At 71.8% G+C, this 22,963-nt stretch carries 22 protein-coding genes; 18 read left to right on the forward strand and 4 right to left on the reverse strand.

Translation table 11 applies throughout. The annotated features are described in order from the left end of the window. Window positions 1-15 precede the first annotated feature (15 nt). The gene (locus ACQPZO_RS12865) at window positions 16-1,524 is read right to left on the reverse strand and encodes an HtaA domain-containing protein (RefSeq protein WP_433350023.1); all 1,509 of its coding nucleotides are present in this window, start codon (window positions 1,522-1,524) and stop codon (window positions 16-18) included. 191 nt (window positions 1,525-1,715) lie between these two features. Between ACQPZO_RS12865 and ACQPZO_RS12870 the strand changes: the two genes are divergently transcribed. The 6 genes from ACQPZO_RS12870 to ACQPZO_RS12895 are packed head-to-tail and all read left to right on the forward strand — an operon-like array spanning window position 1,716 to window position 6,552. Then, window positions 1,716-2,552, forward strand: coding sequence for a hypothetical protein (locus ACQPZO_RS12870; RefSeq protein ID WP_433350025.1), 837 nt, complete (start codon window positions 1,716-1,718; stop codon window positions 2,550-2,552). Next, complete coding sequence (locus ACQPZO_RS12875; protein ID WP_433350026.1) at window positions 2,549-3,610, forward strand: ABC transporter substrate-binding protein; 1,062 nt, start codon at window positions 2,549-2,551, stop codon at window positions 3,608-3,610. The genes ACQPZO_RS12870 and ACQPZO_RS12875 overlap by 4 nt, the downstream gene beginning before the upstream one ends. Next, entirely contained in the window at window positions 3,607-4,695 is a 1,089-nt protein-coding gene (locus ACQPZO_RS12880) for a FecCD family ABC transporter permease (RefSeq protein ID WP_433350028.1), read from the forward strand. The genes ACQPZO_RS12875 and ACQPZO_RS12880 overlap by 4 nt, the downstream gene beginning before the upstream one ends. After that, the gene (locus tag ACQPZO_RS12885) at window positions 4,692-5,582 is read left to right on the forward strand and encodes a heme ABC transporter ATP-binding protein (RefSeq protein ID WP_433350030.1); all 891 of its coding nucleotides are present in this window, start codon (window positions 4,692-4,694) and stop codon (window positions 5,580-5,582) included. The genes ACQPZO_RS12880 and ACQPZO_RS12885 overlap by 4 nt, the downstream gene beginning before the upstream one ends. 2 nt (window positions 5,583-5,584) lie before the next feature. After that, window positions 5,585-6,250: a heme oxygenase (biliverdin-producing) gene (locus ACQPZO_RS12890; RefSeq protein ID WP_433350032.1), complete on the forward strand. Its 666-nt coding sequence runs from the start codon at window positions 5,585-5,587 to the stop codon at window positions 6,248-6,250. Next, window positions 6,247-6,552: a DUF2470 domain-containing protein gene (locus ACQPZO_RS12895; RefSeq protein WP_433350034.1), complete on the forward strand. Its 306-nt coding sequence runs from the start codon at window positions 6,247-6,249 to the stop codon at window positions 6,550-6,552. Before ACQPZO_RS12890 ends, ACQPZO_RS12895 begins: the two co-directional genes overlap by 4 nt. A 179-nt stretch (window positions 6,553-6,731) precedes the next feature. Here ACQPZO_RS12895 and ACQPZO_RS12900 read toward each other — a convergent pair whose 3' ends face one another. Next, window positions 6,732-7,388, reverse strand: coding sequence for a TetR/AcrR family transcriptional regulator (locus tag ACQPZO_RS12900; protein WP_433350036.1), 657 nt, complete (start codon window positions 7,386-7,388; stop codon window positions 6,732-6,734). Between the two features lie 172 nt (window positions 7,389-7,560). On the opposite strand from ACQPZO_RS12900, the gene ACQPZO_RS12905 reads away from it, so the two are divergent. Together ACQPZO_RS12905 and ACQPZO_RS12910 are read left to right on the forward strand one after the other, a co-directional pair. Beyond that, window positions 7,561-9,729 (forward strand): ABC transporter permease, encoded by a 2,169-nt coding sequence (locus tag ACQPZO_RS12905; protein ID WP_433350038.1) that lies wholly within the window; start codon window positions 7,561-7,563, stop codon window positions 9,727-9,729. A 133-nt stretch (window positions 9,730-9,862) separates the two neighbouring features. Next, window positions 9,863-11,158 carry an MFS transporter gene (locus tag ACQPZO_RS12910; RefSeq protein ID WP_433350040.1) on the forward strand — a complete coding sequence of 432 codons (1,296 nt, stop codon included), beginning with the start codon at window positions 9,863-9,865 and terminating at the stop codon, window positions 11,156-11,158. Between the two features lie 84 nt (window positions 11,159-11,242). Here ACQPZO_RS12910 and ACQPZO_RS12915 read toward each other — a convergent pair whose 3' ends face one another. Continuing rightward, a complete protein-coding gene (locus tag ACQPZO_RS12915; RefSeq protein ID WP_433350042.1) occupies window positions 11,243-11,653 on the reverse strand; it encodes a hypothetical protein in 411 nt (136 codons plus the stop codon). After that, window positions 11,650-12,096 carry a hypothetical protein gene (locus tag ACQPZO_RS12920; protein WP_405109923.1) on the reverse strand — a complete coding sequence of 149 codons (447 nt, stop codon included), beginning with the start codon at window positions 12,094-12,096 and terminating at the stop codon, window positions 11,650-11,652. The genes ACQPZO_RS12915 and ACQPZO_RS12920 overlap by 4 nt, the downstream gene beginning before the upstream one ends. Before the next feature lie 575 nt (window positions 12,097-12,671). Here ACQPZO_RS12920 and ACQPZO_RS12925 point away from each other — a divergent pair. The 10 genes from ACQPZO_RS12925 (at window position 12,672) to ACQPZO_RS12970 (ending at window position 22,934) form a co-directional block, all read left to right on the forward strand. Then, window positions 12,672-13,424 carry a M23 family metallopeptidase gene (locus tag ACQPZO_RS12925; protein WP_433350044.1) on the forward strand — a complete coding sequence of 251 codons (753 nt, stop codon included), beginning with the start codon at window positions 12,672-12,674 and terminating at the stop codon, window positions 13,422-13,424. Window positions 13,425-13,560: 136 nt separating this feature from the next. Beyond that, on the forward strand, window positions 13,561-13,899 hold the full coding sequence (locus ACQPZO_RS12930; RefSeq protein ID WP_433350046.1) for an ABC transporter permease: 339 nt from the start codon (window positions 13,561-13,563) through the stop codon (window positions 13,897-13,899). A 347-nt stretch (window positions 13,900-14,246) separates the two neighbouring features. Continuing rightward, window positions 14,247-15,449, forward strand: a complete 1,203-nt coding sequence (locus ACQPZO_RS12935; RefSeq protein ID WP_433350048.1) for a dipeptidase — start codon at window positions 14,247-14,249, stop codon at window positions 15,447-15,449. Window positions 15,450-15,454: 5 nt separating this feature from the next. Beyond that, a complete protein-coding gene (locus tag ACQPZO_RS12940; RefSeq protein ID WP_433350964.1) occupies window positions 15,455-17,071 on the forward strand; it encodes an ABC transporter substrate-binding protein in 1,617 nt (538 codons plus the stop codon). 32 nt (window positions 17,072-17,103) lie between these two features. Further along, a complete protein-coding gene (locus ACQPZO_RS12945) occupies window positions 17,104-18,057 on the forward strand; it encodes an ABC transporter permease (protein ID WP_433350050.1) in 954 nt (317 codons plus the stop codon). 25 nt (window positions 18,058-18,082) lie between these two features. Then, window positions 18,083-18,964: an ABC transporter permease gene (locus ACQPZO_RS12950; RefSeq protein WP_433350052.1), complete on the forward strand. Its 882-nt coding sequence runs from the start codon at window positions 18,083-18,085 to the stop codon at window positions 18,962-18,964. Between the two features lie 2 nt (window positions 18,965-18,966). Further along, a complete protein-coding gene (locus ACQPZO_RS12955; protein ID WP_433350053.1) occupies window positions 18,967-20,148 on the forward strand; it encodes a M24 family metallopeptidase in 1,182 nt (393 codons plus the stop codon). Continuing rightward, complete coding sequence (locus tag ACQPZO_RS12960) at window positions 20,145-20,981, forward strand: alpha/beta fold hydrolase (protein WP_433350055.1); 837 nt, start codon at window positions 20,145-20,147, stop codon at window positions 20,979-20,981. The genes ACQPZO_RS12955 and ACQPZO_RS12960 overlap by 4 nt, the downstream gene beginning before the upstream one ends. Further along, entirely contained in the window at window positions 20,978-21,961 is a 984-nt protein-coding gene (locus ACQPZO_RS12965; protein ID WP_405109906.1) for an ABC transporter ATP-binding protein, read from the forward strand. The genes ACQPZO_RS12960 and ACQPZO_RS12965 overlap by 4 nt, the downstream gene beginning before the upstream one ends. Then, window positions 21,930-22,934 carry an ABC transporter ATP-binding protein gene (locus tag ACQPZO_RS12970; RefSeq protein WP_433350058.1) on the forward strand — a complete coding sequence of 335 codons (1,005 nt, stop codon included), beginning with the start codon at window positions 21,930-21,932 and terminating at the stop codon, window positions 22,932-22,934. The genes ACQPZO_RS12965 and ACQPZO_RS12970 overlap by 32 nt, the downstream gene beginning before the upstream one ends. Window positions 22,935-22,963 lie beyond the last annotated feature (29 nt).

Genomic DNA, 22,963 nt, shown 5'->3' on the forward strand with positions numbered 1-22,963 from the left:
TAACCCGGTCCCGACCTAGGAGAGGGTCAGGGTGAGGGTCGTCGTGTAGTCGCCCGCCGCGGCGGACGCCGGCACGCCCAGGTTGAGCTGGGCGCCGCAGGCGAAGGTGCCGCCGCTGGCCCCGGTGGGCGAGGTGCACAGTGCCCGGGCCGCCCCGAGGCCGGCACCGGGCGCCGCGACCGCGCCCGGCGTGACGGTGCCGACGGTGCCTCCGAGCGGGTCGTCGACCGCGACCGCGCTCGGCGTCCAGCCGAGGTTGTCCGCGGCGATGACTCCGCCGGTGGCGGAGGTGAAGTCGGACACCTCACCGACCAGGCTCCATCCGGCGTTGGTGCCCCGCAGGTCCGCCACGGTGGCGTCGTGCAGGTCACCGCTGGCCACCTGACCGTTGGTCACGGCCGGCAGCGCGACGGCGGAACCGGCCACGCTCAGGGTCAGCGGGCCGCCTGTCACGGTGGCGGTGATCCGCTGCTGGGCGTCGCCGCCACCGCCGGTACCGGCCCGGGTGAAGGTGACCGGGGCAAAGGTGTCCTGGCTGCGGTCGGTCGAGCCGTGTGCGGCGAAGGTGACCACATAGCACTGCACCGCCAGGCAGTCGACCTGCTTGCCGGTGCTGTCGGTGTAGGCCGCGCTGATCGGCAGCGTGGTGCGGAAGGTGCCGTCGGCGTCGAGCTTGTCCCGCGACTCCGTGGGCTGGTTCGTCGGGCTCACCCACTTGGTCACCTGGAACACGCCGGCGTTCAGCCAGTGCTGGTCGACCTTCGGGCCGAAGGAGACGTAGAAGCCGGCCCCCCGGTTGGCCGCCGGGTCGAAGCCGGAGCCCTCGACCGTGATCGTCGCCCCGGCTGGCTCGAGCCCGCTGGACGGGGTGACCGACACCGCCGGACCCGCCGGCCCGGTGCCACCGGTGGTGGCGGTGAACGACACCGGGTCGAGCGCGTCGCCGGCGGCGTAGAAGCCGTTGAACGCCGATGCGCCCGCGCTGGTCAGCGTCGCCGCGAGGCTGGTGCCGGTCACCGTGCCCGCGCCGCCGCCGGGGTTGCCGCCGTTCACGGCGAGGGTGGCGATGGTCGCCTGCCGCACCGAGACCGGTTCGGCCTCCGTCGTGACCAGGTCCACGTCCGCCTTCAGGGCGGCGGTGCCGCCGGAGACGTCGACGGTCGGGTTGGCCAGGGTGATTTTGAAGAAGTGCCCGGGGTACGAGAAGACCACGGTGCCGCCGTACCGGGCGCTGGTGGCGCCCGTGGCGGAGTCGTGGGTGCCCCCCGTCGACGGGAAGGTGAACGTCCCGTCGGCGTTGATGGTGGCCCCGTTGCTCACCGCGATCGGCGGGCTGCCGTTGCCGCCCGAGACGTAGGTGCGGAAACTCTGCTTGAAGCCCCAGGTCAGGCTGCCGCCGGTGATGTCGGCCTCGGCTGCCGAGGCGGGGCCGGCACCCGCGAGTGCGGCCGACAGGCCCAGGGTGGCGACCGCCGCCCAACGCATCGACCGCCGCCAGGCGTGACCGGCTCTGGATCGGACCATGCTGATTTCCTCTCTCGATCCGTTACGGACAGTGATTTAGGTTAGGCAAACCTAATTTCTGTCGCCATCCGCGATCGAGTCAAGATCCGAAACCGAACAACCCCTTGTGAGCAGCGGGTTCCTGACTTAGGTTAGGCAAACCTAAGTCTGGGTCGGCGGTTGATGCCGTCTCCTGTCGCGTGAGGAGTCCGATGCGAGCACGGCGCCACGCCATCCTGGCCACCGCCCTGATCACTCTGGGTGTCGTCGCCGCTCCGGCTCCCGCGCAGGCGGGCACCGGCCGCGGCGCGGGCGGTCAGACGCTCACCGTCACCCCGAGCACCGGGCTGGGCAGCTCGGGCGCGACCGTCACCGTCTCCGGCCGGGGGTACGACGTCACCAAGGGCATCTACGTGGCGTTCTGTGTGGACAACGGAACCGGCGCGGTGCCCAGCCCGTGCGGCGGGGGCGCCGACACCACCGGCGAGCTCGGGGCGTCCCACTGGATCTCGTCGAACCCGCCCTCCTACGGTGAAGGGCTGGCCGTGCCCTACGGCGCGGGCGGAACGTTCCGGGCCACCCTCCGGGTCACCCCCACCATCGGCACAGTCGACTGCGCCACCCGCCGGTGCGCGGTCATCACCCGCGCCGACCACACCCGCGCCGCCGACCGGTCCCAGGACGTCCGGGTGCCGGTGACCTTCGCCCGTGCCGCCGCCTCCAAACCGGCCACCCCGCGCCCGGCGCCGACCGGCGCCGCAGCCCCGGGCCGGACCGCGTCGGGCGCCACCGGTGCTCCCACCGCCCCGCCGGCCACCGCGGCCGGTCGGACCGGTCCCGCCACCCCCGCCGGTGCCCCGGTGGCCGGAACCCCCGCCGCCGACGGCGCCCCTGGGGCCGGGGCCGGCGCGACCGAGCTGGTGGTCAGCCGGGTCAGCGCCGCCTCGGGTGTCGGCCGGGGGTGGGTCCCCGTGCTGCTGCTCCTCGTGGTGGCGGCCACGGCGTTGCTGGTCCTGCGCCGGTGGCGCCGCCGGAAAGCCGCCCGGTGACCGCCACCGCCGGGCGGCGCCGGGCCGCCCCGACAGCCGCCCGCCGCCCCTGCCTGCCCGCCGTGCTGGCGCTGCTCGTCGGGGCCGTCGCCGCCTGCTCCACGCCCAGCACCAACGCCGCCCCGGCGGACCCGGCCGCCTGCGGGCCGGTCACCGCCGCCATCGACAGCACCGACGTCACCGCGCTGCGGCCCGCGCCGACGCCCACCCTCCCGGCCACCGTCACCTCCGCCGACGGCGTCGCCGTCACCGTCACCGACGCCGGCCGGATCCTGCCGGTGAACCTCTCCGGGTCGATCGCCGAGACCGTGTTCGCCCTCGGCCTCGGCGGCAACGTCATCGGGCGCGACACCTCGACCACCTTCCCGTCCGCCGCGCACCTGCCGGTGGTGACCCCGGCCGGGCACGACCTGTCCGCCGAGGCGGTGCTCGCCCTCAATCCGAGCGTGCTGCTCGCCGACGACACCATCGGGCCGCCGGAGGCGCTGCGCCAGCTCCGCGCCTCCGGCATCCCCGTCGTCATGGTCGAGGCCGAGCAGACCCTCGCCGCCGTACCGGGGCAGATCCGCGCGGTGGCGGCGACCCTCGGCGTCGCGGCGGCCGGCGAACAGCTCGTGGCCCGTGTCGAGGGCGAGATCGCCGCCGCCCGCCGCGCCGCGCCGCAGGGGAGCGCCCCCCGGATCGCCTTCCTCTACCTGCGCGGCACCGCCGGTGTCTACCTGATCGGCGGCCGGGGGGCCGGCTCGGACGCGATGATCGAGGCGATCGGCGGGGTGGACGCCGGCAGCGCCGCCGGCCTGACCAAGTTCCGTCCGCTGACCAGCGAGGGCCTGATCAACGCGGCACCGGACGTGATCCTGGTGATGAGCGCCGGCCTCGCCTCCGTCGGTGGCGTCGAGGGCCTGCTGAAGCTCCCCGGGGTCGCGCAGACCCCGGCCGGCGCGGCCCGCCGGATCGTCGACATGGACGACGGCGTCCTGCTCACCTTCGGCACCCGGTCCGGGCCGGCCGTGCAGGCCCTGGCCTCGGCCGTGTACTCCTGCGGGAAGCCGTCGTGACCGGCGTCGACACCACCGTCCGACGCCCGGCGGGACCCACCGCCGGCCGCCGGGGCGGGCGCGGGCCGACGCTCCTCGCCGGGCTCGGTGTCGCCCTGCTGCTGGTCGTCCTCGTCGCGGCGGGCCGGGGGCAGGTCCAGGTCTCCCCGGCCGAGGTGCTCGGCTCCGTCCTGCACCGGCTCGGCCTGGACATCGGCACGCCGCCGGCCAACCCCCAGGGCGAAAACGCGCTGTGGATCGTCCGCTTTCCCCGGGTGGTGCTGGCCGCCGTGGTCGGCGCCGCGCTCGGCTGCGCGGGCGCCGTCATGCAGGGCGTGTTCGGAAACCCGCTGGCCGAACCCGGCGTGATCGGGGTGTCCGCCGGCGCGGCGGTCGGGGCGGCCCTGGCCATCGTCACCGGCGTCACCGCCCTGGGCGGCTGGACGGTGCCCGCCGCCGCCTTCGCCGGCGGGCTGGCCACCACGTACGCCGTCTACCTGCTGGCCCGCTCCGGCGGCCGCACCGAGGTGGTGACCCTGGTGCTGACCGGCGTGGCGGTCAACGCGGTGGCCGGCGCGGTGATCGGCCTGCTCATGTTCGTCGGCGACGAGGCCGGGGTGCAGGCCATCGCCTTCTGGAACCTGGGCAGCCTCGCCCCGGCGAACTGGTCGGCGGTCGCACTGGCCACACCCTGCCTGGTGGTCGGGCTCGGCGTCGCGTGCGCCGACGCCCGCAGGCTCGACCTGCTCGCCCTCGGCGAGTCCGCCGCCCGGCACCTCGGGGTCGACGTCGAGCGGCTGCGGATCCGGATGATCGTGGTGACCGCGCTGCTCGGCGCGGCGGCCGTGGCCTTCACCGGCATCATCAGCTTCATCGGCCTGGTGGTGCCGCACCTGGTCCGCATGGTCGCCGGCCCGGGACACCGGGTGCTGCTGCCGGCCAGCGCGCTCGGCGGGGCGATCGTGGTGATCGCGGCCGACCTTGCCGCCCGCACCCTGGTCGACCACCAGGAACTCCCGCTCGGGGTGCTCACCGCGGTCGTCGGCGGGCCGGCGTTCTTCTGGCTGTTGCGCCGCACCCGTGGCCGGTCCGGAGGCTGGGGATGAGCCCGCTGGCAGGCGGGGCGGCGCGCGGACGGCCGCGCCGCTGGTCGGCGCCCCGCGTGCCGGTTCCGGTGCCGGACGGCGCCACCCGCGTCAGTGTCGCCGGCCTGCGGGTGGCGCGCGCCGGGCGGCCGGTGCTCGACGGGGTCGACCTGCGGGTCCGAGCCGGCGAGGTGCACGCCCTGGTCGGGCCGAACGGCGCGGGCAAGTCCACTCTGCTGTCCGCCGTCAGTGGCGATCTGCCCGCCGCAGCGGGCACCATCGAGATCGACAGGTTGCCGCTGGCCGGCTGGTCCCCGGTGGAGCTGGCGATGCGCCGGGCCGTGCTACCCCAGCGCAGCACGCTGAGCTTTCCGTTCACGGTCGACGAGGTGGTGCGGATGGGACGGGCGCCCTGGGCGGGCAGGCCCGAACAACGGCGGGACGACGAGATCGTCGCCGAAGCCCTGCGGCGGTGCGACGTGGCCGGGTTCGCCGCCCGGCCGTACCCGTCGCTGTCCGGCGGCGAGCAGGCGCGCGTCGCGCTGGCCCGGACGCTGGCGCAGCAGGCCGTTGTGCTGCTGCTCGACGAACCGACCGCCGCCCTCGACCTGCGCCACCAGGAGTTGGTCATGCGGATCGCCCGCGACCGGGCGCGAGCCGGTGACGCCGTGGTGGCCGTGCTGCACGACCTGGCCCTGGCCGGCGCGTACGCGGACACCGTTACCCTGCTCGCCGACGGCCGGGTGCGGGCCGTGGGCCCGCCGACCGAGGTGTTCACCGCCCCGCTGCTCAGCGAGGTCTACCGGCACGACATCGAGGTCGTGCCGCACCCGCGTACCCGACTGCCGCTGATCGTCCCCCGACGCCGGCCACCGGCCCGACCCCCCGTCACCCTGGAGGAGAGATGACTATGACCAGCATCCCGTTCTCGGCGCAACTTCGTGCCACCGGCCGGGAGGCCCACCAGGCCGCCGAGTCCCAGCGGTACGTCACCGCCCTGGTGGCCGGCGACCTGGACCGGGCCGGCTACACCGCGATGGTGGTCCAGCACCACGTGATCTACGAGGCGCTGGAGCACGCCGCCGAGGCGATGCGCCACGACCCGCTCGCCGGCCCGTTCGTCGACGACGCGCTGACCCGGCTGCCCGCCCTCGCCGCGGACCTGGAGTTCCTGCTCGGGCCCGACTGGCGCGGAGGGGTCGACCCGGACCGGGCGACCGTCTCCTACGCCGAGCGCATCGGCGAGGTCTGCGCCGGTTCACCGGAACGGTTCATCGCCCACCACTACACCCGCTACCTCGGCGACCTCTCCGGCGGGCTGCACATCGGTCGGTCGCTCGCCCGGAACCACGGCCTGACGGGGGAGGCCGGCGCGGCGTTCTACCGGTTCGACCGGATCCCCGACCCCAGGGCGTACAAGGACGCCTACCGGGCCAGGCTGGACGCCCTCCCGCTCGACGAGGCGGGGCGGGCCGCCCTGCTGGCGGAGGTGCTCGTGGCGTACCGGCACAACACCGAGGTCCTCGCCGGCCTGTCCCGGCTCGTGCCGGGCGACGGCGCGGAGGCGGCGGCGTGAGCGCCTCGTTCGCCCCGGAGGTGGTCGCCGCCGTCAGCCGGCACATGAACGACGACCACGCCGCGGACTCGCTGCTCATCTGTCGGGCGCTCGGCGGGCAGCCGGATGCCACCCGGGCCCGGGTCACCGGGCTGGACGTCGACGGGATGGAGTTCGCCGTCACCGTGCACGACATCGAGGTTCCGGTGCGTGTCCCGTTCGCCTACCGGCTGACCGAACGGGTCCAGATCCGGCAGGAGGTGGTGCGGATGTACCAGGAGGCGTGTCAGCGGCTCGGGCTCCCGCCACGTCCGGCCGGCTGACCCCGCCGTGGCGGGCCACCTGGTCCGCCCGGTGGCCCCGCTGCCGGCGACGATGCTGAGGGTGCCGCCGTCGGTGGCGGGAACGTCGACCACCACGGTGGTGCCGCCGTGGTGGTCGCGGCGACGGGTGGGCCGTCGACCAGGGTCGCGGTGCGGGTGCCCGTGGCACGGTCGTGCCCTTACGGCACCGACGGTGCAGGCGCCTCGGTCAACGGATTCGCGCTCCCCGGCTGGCTGATCGGGGCGAGCAGCATCCCGGCGATGGCGTCGGACAGGAAGTCGCCCACCGAGTGCCAGCGCGGGTCCTGCCCGTCCCGCTCGGCGCGTGCCTCGACCTCGGCGCAGGCGGTGGCGACGATCCGGGTGATCAGGCTCGCCCGCCCGGCCACCACCCCCGGGTGCAGGTGGCCGAGGCGGGACACCACCGAACGGGCGATGAGCGTCGCGGTCGGGGCGGACTCCGCGCTCTCCCGCATCAACATGGCGGTCACCGGGTCGTGGATGGCCTGGCTGAGGAAGCGGGCCCGCCAGCTCGGCCGTGGCAGTCGGGCCATGGCGTCCATGAACGGCACCACGAGGCTCCGTACGTCGTCGAGAACCGAGTCGGAGCGGTCGAACATCGCCCGACGTGGCTCCTCCAGTTCGACCACGTGTCGGGTGATCAGCGCCCGGAGCAGGCCCTCGCGACCGCTGAAGTAGTAGTGCACGGCCGAGTGGTTGGTGTTGCCGGCAGCCTCGGCCACCTTGCGGTCGGAGACCTGCGCGATGCCCGCCTCGGCGAACAGGTGTTCCGCCGCGTCGAGCAGCGCGGTCCGCGCTGCCTCTGAGCGGGCCACGGGGGGCACCTCCTCGCACGTCGGGGCGGGTTGTGACGGACATCAAGGTACCCGACCGCGACTTTGTAAGCCACGTGACTTACATTTGATCGGTGGGTCGGTACGTGTGGCGAATCCGCGACGGCCCTCGTCCCTTCGGTGCTCGTCCGACAACCCCCCAGGAGTCACGCCTATGGAGTCCCCGCCGGACCCCTCGTCCACCACCGCCCCCGGAAACGCACCGGCGGAGGAGGACCGCAAGACCCGGATCGCCCGTTACATCGCCCTCTTCGCCATGCCGTTCATCATGGTCACGATGATGTTCGCCACCTACATGGGCACCATGCACTCACCGCACCCGCGGGAGATGCCGGTGGCCGTCGTGGGAACGGGAACCGGGGCGGAGGCGATCGTCAACGCGCTGAACTCCGCACCGGGACAGGCCGTGGACGCGCGGCTGGTCCCGTCGGGCAGCGACGCGGTGGAACTGCTGAAGGACCGCGAGATCGCGGGCGCGCTGCAGGTTCCCGCCGAGGGATCGGACCGGGCGACGATCTACACCGCGATGGCGGCCGGAGCCTCCCAGGGCACCACCGTCCAGCAGTTGCTCGCCCCGGTCGCCGTGGGGCAGAACTGGACGACGGCGGCCGAGGACGTCGTTCCCCTGCCGGAAGGCGACGGGTCGGGCACCGCGGTCCTGTTCGCCGCCATGGGCATGATGCTCGCCGGGTACGTGCCGCTGAGCGGGCTGCTGATGGCGGTTCCCCACCTGCTGTCGCTGCGTCGGTTCCTGCCGCTGTTGGCCGGCTGGTCGGCGCTCACCAGCACCATCATCTGGTTGATCCTCGGGCCGATCGTGGGCGCCGTCGACGGCCACTACCTCCAGTTTCTCGGCGTCGGAATGCTGGCGACCGGGGCCGTCGGCCTCGCCCAGCTGTTCTTCACCAAGCTGATGGGGCCGCTCGGGGTCATCATCGGCATGCTGCTCTACGTCGTGCTCGGCATGCCGTCGTCGAACCTGGCGCTGTCGGTCGACGTGATGCCCGGATTCTTTTCGTTCCTGCACCGGGTGCTCCCGCTCCCGGCGGCGGGCGAAACGCTCCGCACGCTGCTCTACTTCGACGGCCGTGGGGCCGGGGCGTACCTGCTGACGCTGGCCGCCTGGCTCGTCGCCGCGCTGCTGTTGTGTCTGCTCAAGGAGCGCACGGGCGGATCCGCGATCCCCGGCGCCCCGGCGGTCAGCCACCCCGACGCGCCGCTGCCGGCGCTCGCCGGCGGCACGCCGAGGTCCAAGAGGTTCCGTTACGTGACGGTAGCGGCGTTCCCGCTCTCCATCCTGGTGATGGTGGTGGGGCTGATGAGCTTCTCCATGCACAAGCCGCAGGTCCGCGACCTTCCGGTCGTCGTGGTCGGCGCCGTGACCGAGCAGGCCGAGCAGGTGGCCGCCGGCCTGGAGTCGAAACTGGGCGGAATGCTCGACGTCCAGGTCGCCGCATCGGTGACCGAGGCCACCGACCGCATTCTCGACCAGGACATCGTGGCCGCCTACGTGCTGCCGCAGGAGCCCGGCGGCGAGGCGACGCTCTACACCTCCTCGGGCGCCGGGGTCAGCCAGCAGAGCGCGGCGAAGGCGATGTTCCAGCAGGTCGCCGCCCAGCAGCAGGCCCCGTTGAAGCTGACCGACGTGGCGCCGCTGACCGACACCGACACCATGGGCAGCAACAGCCTGTATGTGGGCATGTCGTGGATCATGGCCGGGTTCCTGATGCTGGCCGTGCTGCGCGGTGGGGCGCCGGAGCTGAAGCGGCTGCGCCAGTTCCTGCCTCTGCTCGGCGGCTGGTCGATCGGGATGGCCGTGTGGCTGTGGCTGCTCTTCGACGTCATCATCGGCGCGGTCGGCGGGCACGCCTGGGAGATGATCGGCTTCGGCGCCGCCACCATCTTCGCCGTGTCCCTGGTGACCGGGGTGTTCACCCGAACCTTCGGCCTCGCCGCGATCGTCCCGGTGATGGTGGTGATGATGCTGGCGGGTGTGCCCGCCTCCGGTGGTGGACTCTCGGTGTACATGGTGCCCGAGTTGTTCCGTGCCCTGCAGGACATCCTGCCGCTGCCGGCCGCGGTCGACACGGCCCGATCGCTGAGCTACTTCGGCGGCGACGGAGTCGGCAGGAACCTCCTGGTCATCGCGATCTGGGGGGCGATCGGCCTCGTGCTGAACCTCGTCGTCGACCAGTGGCAGCGGCGCAGGGACGGCCGGATCGGGACCGCCGGCCCGGGCGGTCTTCCGCCGGCAGCCGGGACGGCCGACGTCGGTGTCCGCTTCGGCGGCATCGGTGAGCTTGAGCAGGCCGTAACGCGCTGAGCCCGAGTCGGCCGGGCCGGCGCCGCGCCTCGATCCGTCGAGGCAGCCGCGGCGCCGGCCCGGCCGCACGGCTCCACGTGCCCCGAGCGTGCGCCACATCGGCGTTATCATCGCCCTTCCACATGGAGGGCTGATGTTCGCTCCGCTGCGGTACGCCGCGTTCCGTCACCTGGCTGCCGGTCGGCTGGTCAACATGCTGGGCAACGCGATCGCTCCCGTCGCGCTGGCCTTCGCCGTGCTCGATCTGACTGGTTCGGTTCGTGACCTGGGCCTGGTGGTCGGCGCAAGGTCGCTGATGAACGTGCTGTTCGTGCTCTTCGGCGGGGTGCTGGCCGACCGGATTCCGCGCCGGCTGGTGCTGGTCGGCTCCAATGTGCTCGGTGGGCTCACCCAGGCGGTGGTGGCCGCCCTGGTGCTGACCGGCACGGCGACGATCCCGTTGCTGCTGGCGCTCGGCGCGGCCAACGGCGTCGTGAGCGCACTGGCTCAGCCGGCGTCGGCCGCCGCGACGCCGCAGACCGTGCCGCCGGAGCTGATCCAGCCGGCGAATGCGCTCATCCGGCTCGGCATGAACGCCGGCATGATCGGCGGGGCGGCCCTCGGTGGCCTGCTGGTCGCCGCTGTCGGGCCCGGCTGGGGCCTCGCCGTCGACGCGCTCACCTTCGCCCTCGCGGCGGTCGCCTTCGCCGGTGTCCGGGTGGCCGCCCCTCGGTCGGCGAGCACCGGCACGGGCATCCTGGCCGACCTGCGGGAGGGCTGGAGCGAGTTCACCGCGCGGACCTGGGTCTGGGTGGTGGTGCTCGGCTTCATGGTCCTCAACGCGGCGCTGGCCGGCGGGGTCAACGTGCTCGGCCCGGCCGTCGCCGACGAGACGATCGGGCGCGGCGCCTGGGGTGTGGTGTTGGCGGCGGAGACCGTCGGGATGGTCGTGGGTGGGCTGATCGCCCTGCGGATCCGGGTGCGCCGGCTGTTGCTGCTCGGGGTGGCCTGCATGTTCGCCGAGTCGTTCCTGCTGTTGGGGCTGGCCCTGGCGCCGACCGTCGTCGTGCTGGTGGTGGCCGGGGTGGCGGTCGGGATCGCCGTCGAGCAGTTCGCGGTGGCCTGGGAGACCTCGATCGCGCAGCACATTCCCGCCGAGCGGCTGGCCCGGGTCTACTCGTACGACATGTTGGGGTCCTGGGTCGCCATTCCACTGGGTCAGGTGGTGGTGGGGCCGGTCGCCGGGGCGATCGGCACCCGCGAGACGCTGCTGATCCTCGCGGCGCTGGTGGTGCTTTCCGTCGTCGGCATGCTGGCCAGCCGGGACGTCCGCCGGCTGCGGACGGTGGCCCCCGCGCCTGCGGCCGACGCGGTGCCGGCCGGGCAGTCCGACGGCGGACCGGGGGACAGCGCTGTCACCGCGCCCGCCGAGCCGGCCGGTCGGGCCTGACCCGGCTCGGGTTGGCGCCGGCAACGACGCCGGGAGAGGTGCCCTGCCCCGCGTCGGCCGCCGAACGCCGCCCCGCAAGCCGGCTCACGGCAGGCGGCGGGGGACTTGGCCGGGCGCACGGCGATCCTCCGCCACGACTGACTGCACCCGGCGGATGGTCGCGCCCGGTGCCATGATCACTTCCCGCCACCTTTCCAGCGTCCTGGTCAGGTCCCACACCGTGCTCCGCAGCTCCTGCAGTTCACGCTGGGATGCGGTCAGCTGGTCCCGGACGGTCAGCGCCTCGGCCTCCAGTTCGGCGACCCGCGCCCGCAGCGGCTGCACCAGGGCCAGCGCCGCATCGGTCAGCGCTCCGGCCGTCTCGGCCTTCAGCTTTCGCCGCTGCACGGTCACCGTGGCCAGCACGGCAAGCCCGCCGGCACCCCCGAGCATCCCGAGCATGGAGATCATCAACTGCGCCCAGAACGGGGTGTCCGGGTTCGATGCGGCGATCATGTCTGCACCTTCGAGCACGGATCAGACTGCGGATGGTGCATCCGGATCAGCCAGCGCAGTGATCCCACGATCTCGGCTGAACGCAGCCACGATCCGAGCGCCACCGCCCCGACGAACGACGCGGCCACCACCGCCTGGTCTCCGGCGACCACCAGGACGGCGATCACGTACATCGCGGCGATCGCGCCCAGCGCCAGCACCGCGGAGAGCTCGATGCCGAGCCCGGTGCTGAGCTGCCCCGGCCAGAACATGCCGAGCAGGCCCGCGGCGCCGACCACGATCAGGCCGAACTCCCACAGGACCCTGACCGGGTCGGGCATCGCCACCTCCAGCGAATGCGGCCGGATGCCACCAATGGCCATCAGGAGGCCACACACGGGCGTGGTGGCGAGGACCGCGAACTCGTACACCCGGTTGCTCGTCCGATCCCGCAAGCTCCCCATTGCACACTCCCTTCCCCAGGTGCGGCCCCGTCGACGCACGGACAACCGATGATCTTCGAACGTGGCGCCGCGCGACGACGCTGCCGCCGCGGTGTCGGGACATGACGCCGGGAAACGCTCCGCCGGCCCGCCGGGTGCGCTGCTCGCATCACCCTCCGTGCCGCGGGCCATGTCGCGCGGCCTGACTGTGGTCCCAAACCACATGAATCAACCATATGCGCAGGTCAGACGCCTATTGGTGGCCTGGACGGTGGAACTGGATCACCGCAGCGCTCAGGGGGGCGGGTGTCGGAATGTCGACAGTTGTTTGCGTTGTCCGCAGTACCCACTTTCGCCCGTGTTTCCGCTGGTGGGTTGTCGGCGGTGCCGGCTGCCTCCGGTGCCGTCGGCACAGCGCTCGGCCGGCGCGGCTACGCCGGGTCGCGCGCCTCTGGCCGGCGGGCTGCCGTCCCCGCAGGACCGGTCGGGGGGCTGAGTACATCTGCATCTGTGGATATAGTGTCGGTCCGGGACGACCTCCCACCGAGGTCCTCGATGGACACGCGTCCCACCCCGGGCCAGGAGGGATGGCAGTCATGGCGAACGAACCGCAGTCTCACCGCGGCGACGGCGGGTTGTCGGCCGTGGGCCGCAGGGAGCTGCTGCGGGGAACGGCGGTGGTGGCGGGTGGTGTGGTGCTCGGCGGTCTGTTCCAGCCGGCGCCCGCGCTGGCGGCACCGGTGATCTACAACCCGTTCAGCGGCTACCCGATCACCGACGGGTGGCAGGAGCACATCGACCGTGGTTCCGCCGGGGGAGTCGACTTCGCGATGTCGGTCGGCACGAATCTCCCCGCGTGCGGCGCCGGGACGATCTCGAACATCCCGAACAATGGCACGGGCGGTCACACCGTGACCATCAACCACTCCGACGGGTACCGCAGCCAGTACCTGCACCTGTCCCAGTTCCTGCTGGCGAACGGGACCTCAGTGGCGTCGGGAGCCATCGTCGGCAGGTCCGGCGGCGCGGCCGGCGCTCCCGGCTCCGGCTCCTCGACCGGGCCGCACCTGCACTGGCACATGATCGACCCCGCTGGCCGCCGGATCAACCCGTTGGCCTACGTCAACCCGACCCCGCCGCTCGACCTGTGGAAGGACGACATGAGGCTGATCCAGTCCACCAACCGGGGGATCGCCCTGGTCGGTCCCGGCTACTTCCGTCAGCTCAGCAACAACGAGGAGGTGACGGCCGCCGTCGCGCTGGTCGGCAACCCCCTGATCGGCAACGACCGCCAGTTCGACCTGTGGCGCAGCATCGCCTTCGACGGCCAGGTCAAGGCCCCGTCCTGACGGTCGACCCGGGCGAACCGCTCCATTCGCCCGGGGGGTCTCGGCAAGTTCTCCGACTGCCAGTCCTGGCCGGCCTGGTGTTGCTGCTGGGGAGAGCGCGGTCATCCCGGTCGCCGGAATCCTGATCGGCGGCGCGATGACCGCCACCTCACTGGCCGGCCGGCGTGCCCTCGACCACACCGCCGCCGTCGTGATGCGGCAACCACCTCGGGGAACATCAAGGGGCCGTCCCGACGAGCTCACCGGCCGGCGCGGCGGCCCTGGCCGTCGGCCGACCGTCCCGCGCCGCCGCCCCGCCGCCGACCAGGTGTTGATTCCGGCGCTGGGCCAGACCTGCACTGTCGGCCTGGTGACCCTGCCCGGCGCCTTCGTCGGTGTGCTGCTCGGCGGAGCCGGCCCAGTCGCGCCGGGATCACCGTCCTGGTCGGTCTGCTGGCGGCGGAGGCCGTCGTCGTCCTCACCGTCGAACTGGTGACCCGGGGTGGCCTGCGACGAACTCGGCGCGAACAGCCTGCCCGCCCTTGCGAGTCGCCCAGGTGCCGGCATCCTTTGTCCATCGGAATGGTCGGACCACTGAGTCGCGGGCGTGCCAAATGCGGACCAGCCAGCCCGCCGAACGGCGGATCGGGGGGTCGGATGTTCGGCGGTCTGACTGGTCCACGTCAACCACTGCGGCCCTCAGGACTGTCCTGACCTGCGGGAATGTCGGTAACGGTCAGGTCACGAGGTATTCCGGATGCGTTCTAGCTCGGCTAGCGTCCGGTGAGGCCCGAGGTCAGACCTCATGCCTCATACCTCTAACCCGACGAGGTGAGTTGACGAGTGCAGGAACCCGCCCCCCGCTATGCCGGATACCGGTCCTTCGACTACTTGACGCCGCAGGCCGACTACAAGGTCTTCGAACTCGCGCCGCAGCTCGGCCGGGTGCCCGAACACGACCTCGGCCTGAGCGACGACCAGCGCAGCCGGGTCGCCCGGCTGCTTCACGAGCACATGGCCATCTCGCTGCACGAGCACCCGAAGATCCTGCCGGCCGACGTGTCGCAGCTGCGCGACTACAACCGCACCGGCCGCAACTCCTTCGGCTTCGAGGGCCTGGCCCGGTCCGGGATGACCGCGGTCTTCGACAACTTCATGAACGGCACCGGCTGCGTGACCAGTGAGCACGCCTGGAAGTGGGACGACGTCATCTACGACATCGGCCTGCGCTTCGCCGATGTCGCCAAGCAGGACCACGTGGTCGTGGCGACCACGCTGGAACAGATCTTCGAGGCCAAGCGCAATGGCCAGATCGCCCTGGTGGCGGGTCTGGAGGCGGCCACGATGATCGAGAACGAGCTGGACCGGATCGACATCCTCTACGGCTTCGGCGTCCGCCAGATGGGCATCGCCTACAGCCAGGCGAACATGCTCGGATCCGGGCTCTCCGAGGACCGCGACGGCGGGCTGACCCACTTCGGTCGGCGCGCGGTGGACCGGATGAACAAGCTCGGCATCGCCATCGACATCTCGCACTCCGGCGACCAGACCTCGCTGGACGTGATCGAGGCCAGTCGGGTCCCGGTGTTCATCACACACGCAGGTGCCCGCTCGGTCTGGAACACCCCTCGGATGAAGCCGGACGAGGTGATCCGGGCCTGCGCCGAGCGCGGTGGCGTGATCGGCATCGAGGCCGCTCCGCACACCACCCTCTCGGCGGACCACCCGCACCACTCCATCGAGTCGGTGATGGACCACTTCACGTACTGCGTGGAGCTGGTCGGCATCGACCACGTGGCGTTCGGCCCGGACACCAACTTCGGTGACCACGTCGGGCTGCACGACAGCTTCACCCAGCACCTGGCGATCGGGAAGGCCCACGGAGTGGTGGACCACCCCCGGGTCCCGCACGTGAGCGGCATGGAGAACCCGGCGGAGTGCTTCAGCAACATCGTCGGGTGGTTGGTCACGCACGGTTACTCCGACGACGAGATCGCCAAGGTCATCGGCGGCAACATCATCCGGGTTCTTGAGGAGGTCTGGTGAAAAGCATGGTCAAGGGTCGGTGGCGCCTCGCCGTCGCGCTCGGCGTGGTGGCCGCGCTCGGCGTCTCCGGCTGCGGTATCAACGAGGACAACGCGTCCTCCAGCAGCTCGCCGGGCGATTCGGTGCTCCGGATCGGCACCACCACCGACGTGAGCAACTTCAATCCGCTGCAGTCGCTGAGCAAGACCGACTCGTGGATCCTCAACGCGATGTACCCGCACCTGCTGCGGATCGACGAGAACGCGAAGAAGGCGCCGGAACTGGCCAAGGAGTACCGCTACGAGGACGACGGCAAGACCGCCGTGTTCGTGCTGCGGGACGACTTCAAGTGGACCGACGGCAAGCCGGTGGTCGCGGACGACGTCAAGTTCAGCGCCGAGATGATCATGAAGTACAAGCTCGGCAACGTCGCCGCGAAGCTGACCTGGGTCGAGTCGATCGAGGCGCCGGACGCGACCACGGTCAAGTTCAAGCTCTCCCAGCCGTACGCGCCGTTCGCCGAGGGCGTCGGGTTCTGGATGTCGGTCGTGCCGAAGCACGTCTTCGAGCCGGCCGGCGACCTGTCCAAGTTCCCCAACGACTCGAACTGGGTCGGCGCCGGGCCGTTCGTGCTGGACAGCATGACCAAGGGCCAGCGCTACGTCATGAAGCGCAACGAGAACTACCCGCTCGCCCCGGGTGGCAAGGCCGCGGTCAGCCAGGTCGAGTACCGGGTCTACCCGGACGTGAACACGATGATGCTGGCGCTGCGCAACGGCGACATCGACCTGATGGGCACCCCGGTGCCGGTGTCGGCGGCGAAGACCTTCGAGGGTGACTCGAAGATCAAGATGGAGAAGGTCGGCGCGCTGGGCTTCGCGCACCTGACCTACAACATGAAGAACAAGTTCCTGGCCGACCAGGAGGTCCGGCAGGCGCTGTCGATGTCGGTCGACACCAAGTCGATCATCTCGGCCGTGCTTCAGGGCGACGCCCAGGAGATGGCCGGCCCGATCTCGCCCGTCTTCTCGGACTACGACAACTCCGAGGTCAAGCCGTACGCGTTCGACCCCGCCGGGGCGAAGGCCAAGCTGACCGCGGCCGGCTACAAGGACGCCAACAACGACGGGTTCTTCGACGAACTGGCCTTCGGCGTGGCGTGCGACCAGTCCAACGCGAACATGACCCGCGTGGTGCAGCTCTTCCGGGAGAGCGCGGCCAAGGCCGGCATCAAGCTGAAGAACGAGTGCGTCGAGCGGAACACCTTCCTGTCCCGCACCAAGAGCGGCGAGTACGACATCGACGCCTCGCAGTGGGGCGTGTTCGACAACCCGATGGACCAGCTGCGCAGCACCTACCTGTCCAGCAACCCGGGTGGCATCAACTACAACCTGCTCGAGTCGGCCGAGATCGACAAGCTGATCAACGACGCGGCCGGCACCACCGACCCCGAGGCGTTCAAGACCAAGATCAAGAACCTCGACAAGGTCGTGCACGACCAGGCATACCTGACCCCGCTGTACGTGGAGAACTTCCGGTTCGCCTACAACGCCAGCAAGTTCACCGGCTTCACCCCGTCGCCGTCGGACCTGCTCGGCATGGTCACCGCGTACTCGCTCGCCCAGGTCACCCCGGTCAAGTAACCCGATAACCAGAGGGAAAGGAGGGGTCCCCCGTGGCGCGTTTCATGCTCAGCCGGGCACTGAAGGCCGTCCTGACCGTGTGGATTGCGATCACCTCGACGTTCTTCCTGCTCCGGATGCTGCCGGGGGACCCCACGGCCCTGATGGTCGAGGGAGACATGACGCCGGAGATGCAGGCGGCGCTGCTCAAGACGTACGGCCTGGACCGTCCGTTGTGGGAGCAGTACGTGTCATACCTGCGTGAGCTGCTCCAGGGCAACCTGGGCATCTCGTTCCGGCAGATCCAGCCGGTCGCCGACATCATCGTCGACCGGCTGCCCTGGACGCTGCTGCTCGCCGGCAGCGCGTTCGTGATCACCATCGCCGTCGGCATCCCGATCGGCGTCTCCGCCGCCGTGCACCGCGGCAAGTGGCTGGACCGCGTGCTCCAGGCGCTCGGCATCGGCGGGCACGCGCTCTTCGTGCCCAGCGTCGCCATGCTGCTGCTGGTCTTCCTCGGCGCCCAGCTCGGCTGGTTCCCGATCGGCGGGGCGATCGACCCGGACACCCGGGGCGCGGCGGCCTACCTGAGCCTGGCCCACCACCTGGTGCTGCCGGTGCTGTCGCTGGTGCTGGTGCAACTCGGCCCGTACGCGCTGACCCTGCGCACCAACATGATCGAGGTCCTCGGCGAGGACTACATCCGGGCCGCCCAGGCCCGGGGACTGTCGGCCCGGCGCCGGGTCTGGAAGCACGGCCTGCGCAACGCGATCCTGCCGGCGCTGACCCTGATGGGCCTGCAACTGGGCACTCTGGTCGGCGGCGCGGTGCTCACCGAGACGGTCTTCGCCTATCCCGGAGTCGGCCGGCTGATCTTCGAGGCGGTCGGGCAGCAGGACTACCCGGTGCTCCAGGGGGCGTTCATCATGCTCGCCGTCACGGTGGTGGCCGCCAACGCGCTGACCGACATGCTCTACGCCGTCCTCAACCCCCGGATCCGACTGTGACCGCCACCTTCGAAGGGAGAACGCCGTGAGCGCCCCCGTGCTGACCGAGCAGACGGTGCCGCCGGTCGCCCCGGTCCCCGTCAAGCGGTCCTGGTACGGCTACCTGCGCCAGCCCTCCGCGGCGCTGTCGGTGCTGGTGCTGCTCGTGATGGTGGTGCTGGCGGTCTTCGCGCCGCTGATCGCCGACGAGCCGGTGGGTGCCGGCTCGGATGTGCTGCAGTCGCCGTCCGGTGCGCACTGGTTCGGTACCGACGACCTCGGGCAGGACATCTTCGCCCAGGTGGTCTGGGGCACCCGGACCAGCCTGGTGATCGGCCTGGCCGCCTCGGTGATCGCGATCGTGCTGGGCACCGCGATCGGGCTGGCCTCGGCCTACTTCCGCCCGATCGACGCGGTCGCCACGGTGATCACCGACGTGATGCTGGCGCTGCCCACCCTGCCGTTGATGATCATGCTGGCCGCGGTGGTCAGCCCCAGCGTCTGGACGCTGACCATGATCATCGGGTTTTTCGCCTGGCCCGAGGTGGCCCGGCTGATCCGGTCGCAGGGCCTGGTCGTCAGCGCGATGCCCTACATCGACGGGGCCCGGGTGCTCGGCGCCACCGGCTGGCGGATCGTCACCCGGGAGATCCTGCCCGCGGTCGTCTCGCTGGTGATCGTCAGCGTCCTGCTCACCGCCTCCCGGGCGGTGATCTCCGAGGCCGGGCTGAGCTTCCTCGGCCTCGGCGACCCGGACGCCTGGTCCTGGGGCCGGATCCTGCTCAACGCCCAGCGCAGCGGCGTGATCGCCATCGCCTGGTGGCAGACGCTCTTCCCGTCCCTGGCGATCCTGCTGCTGGTGCTCTCGGCGACCGTCGCCGGCATGCGGTTCAACGACACCCGCGACCCCCGCCGCAACGGAGGCTGACCATGCGACTGCCCGACAGCTTCTACACCAGCGTCCGGACCCGGCTCGCCGAGGCGCTCGACGAGCGTGGCCTGGACGGCTTCCTGGCCACCTCACCGGCCGACGTCGCGTTCCTCAGCGGCTTCTTCTACATCGCCACCGAACGCCCCGTCTACCTCTGGATGCCGCGGGCGGGGGACCCGCTGCTGGTCATCCCCCGGCTCGACGAGGAGTACGCCGCCCAGCAGGGCGTCCAGGTGGCCACGGCCAGCTACTTCGAGTACCCGGGCGTGGTCACCGCCGAGCAGACCCTCGCCGCGGCGCTGTCCCGCCCCAACGGCCCGGTCCGCCGGATCGGGGTGAGCGCCGGCATCACGGTCGGCGCGTTCCGGGCACTGTCCCTGGCCATCGCCGGGGCCACCCTGGAGACCACCGACGCGGTGGCCCGGCTGCGGCTGCGCAAGTTCCCCGAGGAGATCCCGTTCCACGAGGCCGCCGCGCGGATCTGCGACGAGATGCTCGGCGCGGGCCGGGCGCTGATCGAGGAGGTGCTGGCCGGCGGGGGACCGCTGCCCCGCGAGGACGAGATCGCCCGGCACGTGATCGGGTACGGCACCGACCGGATGTACGCCCAGTACGACCTGGTCGTCTACACCACCAAGCTGGCCGGCGGGCTGGTCTACGCCGGCCCGAACTCCGCCCTGCCGCACGGCCTGCCGACCCGCCGGCGGCTCCAGCCGGGGGACACGCTGATCCTGTCCCTCGGCGCGGCGGTCGCCAGCCGGTTCGTGGAGAGCGAACGCACCTTCGTCATCGGTGAGCCCACCGCCGAGCAGGCGCGCTACTACGAGGCCGACCGGGAGGCGCAGGAGGTCGGCACCGAGGCGATGATCGCCGGCCGGACCTGCGCCGAGGTCAACCGGATCTGCCTGGACGTGCTGCGCGGGCACGGGCTGGGCGACTACATCCGGCACCGGCAGGGGCACGGCATCGGGTTGCAGAACCACGAGGCGCCGTGGGTCGAGGACGGCGACGACACCGTGCTCGCCCCCGGCATGCTGCTCTCCAGCGAGCCGGGCGTCTACGTCCCCGGTCACGCCGGCTACCGCATCTCCGACACCGTCCTGGTACGGGAGGCCGGCCCGCGCCGGCTCACCAGCTACCCGCGTGACCTGGCATCCAACGTCATCGAGGGGGTCCGATGAAGATCAACGGCGCGGAACTGGTCGTCGAGGCGTTCGGCCCGACCGACGCACCGGCGATGATCGTGCACCACGGCGCTCCCGGCCTGGGCTCGCGCAACGAGCCGAAGCGCTCCTTCGGCCCGTTCGCCGACCGGATGCGGGTCATCGTCTTCGACGCCCGGGGGTCCGGCGAGTCCAGCGACGACGAGCCGTTCACCCACGAGCAGTGGGTGGCCGACGTGGACGCCATCCGGGAGCACTTCGGCTACGAGAAGATCGTGATGGCCGGTGGCTCCTACGGCGGGTTCATCGCCCTGGAGTACGCCGTCGCCCACCCGGACCGGGTCTCCGCGCTGGTGCTGCGGGACACCGCCGCGGACACCGCCCACGACCACCTCGCGGTCGAGCGGGCCCGCAACACGGAGCGATCCATGATCCCGGAGTGGGTCATCGAGCGGATCGGCACCGGCCGGTTCGCCAGCAACGAGCAGTTGCGGGAGTACTGGCGGGCGATCCTGCCGTTGTACGACCACCAGCACGACCCGGCCAAGGACGAGGCGAAGCTGGCCGCCACCCGGTTCCACTACCGGACCCACAACGCGGCCTTCGGGCAGAACATGCCCCACTACGACCTCAAGCCGAAGCTGCCCTCGATCACCTGCCCGACCCTGGTCACCGTGGGCCGGCACGACTGGCGTACCCCGGTCGCGGCCTCGCAGGTCATCGCGGACCTGGTCCCCGACGGCCGGCTGGTGGTCTTCGAGAAGTCCGGGCACTCGCCGCAGCTGGAGGAGCCCGAGCTGTTCCAGCGGGTGGTGCGCGACTTCCTCGCCGAAGCCGGGGTGCTGCGATGACCCTGTTGGAGATCGACGACCTGCGGGTCGCGTTCCCCGGCCCGACCGGGCCGATCAACGCGGTGAACGGGGTGACGCTCAGGGTCGATGCCGGGCAGACCCTGGCGATCCTCGGCGAGTCCGGCTCCGGCAAGAGCGTCACCGCGCAGGCGGTGATGGGCATCCTCGACACGCCGCCGGCCCGGATCAGCGGCGCGGTGCGGCTGCACGGCCGGGAGCTGCTGACCCTGCCGCGCAAGCAGCGCGACCGGGTCAGCGGCGAAGAGATCGGCATGGTCTTCCAGGACGCGATGGCCGCGCTCAACCCGGTCTTCACGGTCGGGCACCAGATCATGGAGGTGCTGCGGGTCCGCCGTGGCATGTCCAGGGCCGACGCCCGCCGCCGGGCCGTCGAACTGGTCGACCGGGTCCGGATCCCGGCCGCCAAGGACCGGATCCGGGACTATCCGCACCAGTTCTCCGGCGGGATGCGGCAGCGCATCATGATCGCGCTGGCCATCTCCCTGGAACCGGACCTGCTGATCGCCGACGAGCCCACCACCGCCCTGGACGTGACCGTGCAGGCCCAGGTGATGGAGCTGCTCGCGGAAATCCAGCGGGACAGCGGGATGGGCCTGCTGCTGATCACCCACGACCTCGGGGTGGTGGCCGAGGTCGCCGACGACGTGGCGGTGATGTACGCCGGCCGGCTCGTCGAACAGGGCACGGTCGAGCAGATCTTCGCCGGCCCCGCGCACCCGTACACCGAGGGGCTGCTCGCCTCGATGCCCCGGGTGGACCGGCGCGACGACGTCCTCTACGCGATTCCGGGCGCCCCGCCCAACCCGGCCCGGCTGCCCGCCGGCTGCCCGTTCCACCTGCGCTGCCCCCGGGCCACCGACGAGTGTCGGACGTCCCTGCCGCTGCTGGAGGTGCTGCCCGCCAACCGGGCCAGCGCCTGCCACCACCATGAGGAGGTGCTCAGTGCCACCCGGCGATGACGTGGTGCTGCGGGTCGAGAACCTGGTCAAGCACTTCCCGCTCAAGGGGCGGATACCGTTCACCTCCGGCGGCGTGGTCAAGGCCGTCGACGGAGTCTCCTTCGACCTGCGCCGGGGCGAGACGCTCGGCGTGGTGGGCGAGTCCGGCTGCGGCAAGACCACCCTGGCCCGGATGCTGGTCGGGCTGGAACACCCCACCTCCGGCGCGGTGCGCTTCGGCGAGTCGGTGGTGCACGCGGCCAAGGGGCGGGAACTGCGCGCCCTGCGTCGGCGGATCCAGATCGTGCTCCAGGACCCGTACACGTCGCTGAACCCCCGGCGCACCATCCGGGAGATCCTGCTCCAACCCTTCGAGATCCACCCCGACGTGCTGGACCGGCGACGCCGGCTCGACCGGATCCGGGACCTGCTCGACCTGGTCGGCCTCGACGCCGACCTGCACCTCGACCGCTACCCGCACCAGTTCTCCGGCGGGCAGCGCCAGCGCATCGGCATCGCCCGGGCGCTGGCCCTTCAGCCCGACGTGATCGTCTGCGACGAGCCGGTCTCCGCGCTGGACGTGTCGGTCCAGGCCCAGGTGGTCAACCTGCTGGAACGACTCCAGGAGGAGCTGGGAGTGGCGTACGTCTTCATCGCCCACGACCTGTCCGTGGTGCGGCACATCTCCGACCGGGTGGCGGTGATGTACCTCGGCAAGCTGGTGGAGACCGGCCCCGAGGCGAGCCTGTACGACACGCCCCGGCACCCGTACACCAGCGCGTTGCTCTCGGCCGTGCCGGTGCCTGACCCGGCCGGACGCGGGCAACGGGAACGGGTCCTGCTGGCCGGTGACCCGCCCAGCCCGGTCAACCCGCCCTCGGGTTGCCGGTTCCGGACCCGCTGCTGGCAGGCGACCGAGACCTGCGCCACCACCGAACCGCCGTTGGCCGCCGGAGTGCACCCGGTTGCCTGCCACTTCCCGCTGGCCGCGTAACCGACCGGCGACCGTCCCGAAGGAGAGTG

This window comes from Micromonospora sp. CA-111912 (genome assembly GCF_050948415.1).
Taxonomy (GTDB): Bacteria; Actinomycetota; Actinomycetes; order Mycobacteriales; family Micromonosporaceae; genus Micromonospora.

Bases quoted from the DNA above. Each gene is read 5' to 3' on its own strand.
- ACQPZO_RS12955 (WP_433350053.1), top strand. From the start codon at position 18,967: ATGCGACTGCCCGACAGCTTCTACACCAGCGTCCGGACCCGGCTCGCC.
- ACQPZO_RS12905 (WP_433350038.1), top strand. From the start codon at position 7,561: ATGGAGTCCCCGCCGGACCCCTCGTCCACCACCGCCCCCGGAAACGCA.
- ACQPZO_RS12965 (WP_405109906.1), top strand. From the start codon at position 20,978: ATGACCCTGTTGGAGATCGACGACCTGCGGGTCGCGTTCCCCGGCCCG.
- ACQPZO_RS12865 (WP_433350023.1), bottom strand. From the start codon at position 1,524: ATGGTCCGATCCAGAGCCGGTCACGCCTGGCGGCGGTCGATGCGTTGG.
- ACQPZO_RS12915 (WP_433350042.1), bottom strand. From the start codon at position 11,653: ATGATCGCCGCATCGAACCCGGACACCCCGTTCTGGGCGCAGTTGATG.
- ACQPZO_RS12940 (WP_433350964.1), top strand. From the start codon at position 15,455: ATGGTCAAGGGTCGGTGGCGCCTCGCCGTCGCGCTCGGCGTGGTGGCC.
- ACQPZO_RS12960 (WP_433350055.1), top strand. From the start codon at position 20,145: ATGAAGATCAACGGCGCGGAACTGGTCGTCGAGGCGTTCGGCCCGACC.
- ACQPZO_RS12885 (WP_433350030.1), top strand. From the start codon at position 4,692: ATGAGCCCGCTGGCAGGCGGGGCGGCGCGCGGACGGCCGCGCCGCTGG.
- ACQPZO_RS12910 (WP_433350040.1), top strand. From the start codon at position 9,863: ATGTTCGCTCCGCTGCGGTACGCCGCGTTCCGTCACCTGGCTGCCGGT.
- ACQPZO_RS12890 (WP_433350032.1), top strand. From the start codon at position 5,585: ATGACCAGCATCCCGTTCTCGGCGCAACTTCGTGCCACCGGCCGGGAG.
- ACQPZO_RS12870 (WP_433350025.1), top strand. From the start codon at position 1,716: ATGCGAGCACGGCGCCACGCCATCCTGGCCACCGCCCTGATCACTCTG.
- ACQPZO_RS12970 (WP_433350058.1), top strand. From the start codon at position 21,930: ATGAGGAGGTGCTCAGTGCCACCCGGCGATGACGTGGTGCTGCGGGTC.
- ACQPZO_RS12925 (WP_433350044.1), top strand. From the start codon at position 12,672: ATGGCGAACGAACCGCAGTCTCACCGCGGCGACGGCGGGTTGTCGGCC.
- ACQPZO_RS12920 (WP_405109923.1), bottom strand. From the start codon at position 12,096: ATGGGGAGCTTGCGGGATCGGACGAGCAACCGGGTGTACGAGTTCGCG.
- ACQPZO_RS12930 (WP_433350046.1), top strand. From the start codon at position 13,561: ATGACCGCCACCTCACTGGCCGGCCGGCGTGCCCTCGACCACACCGCC.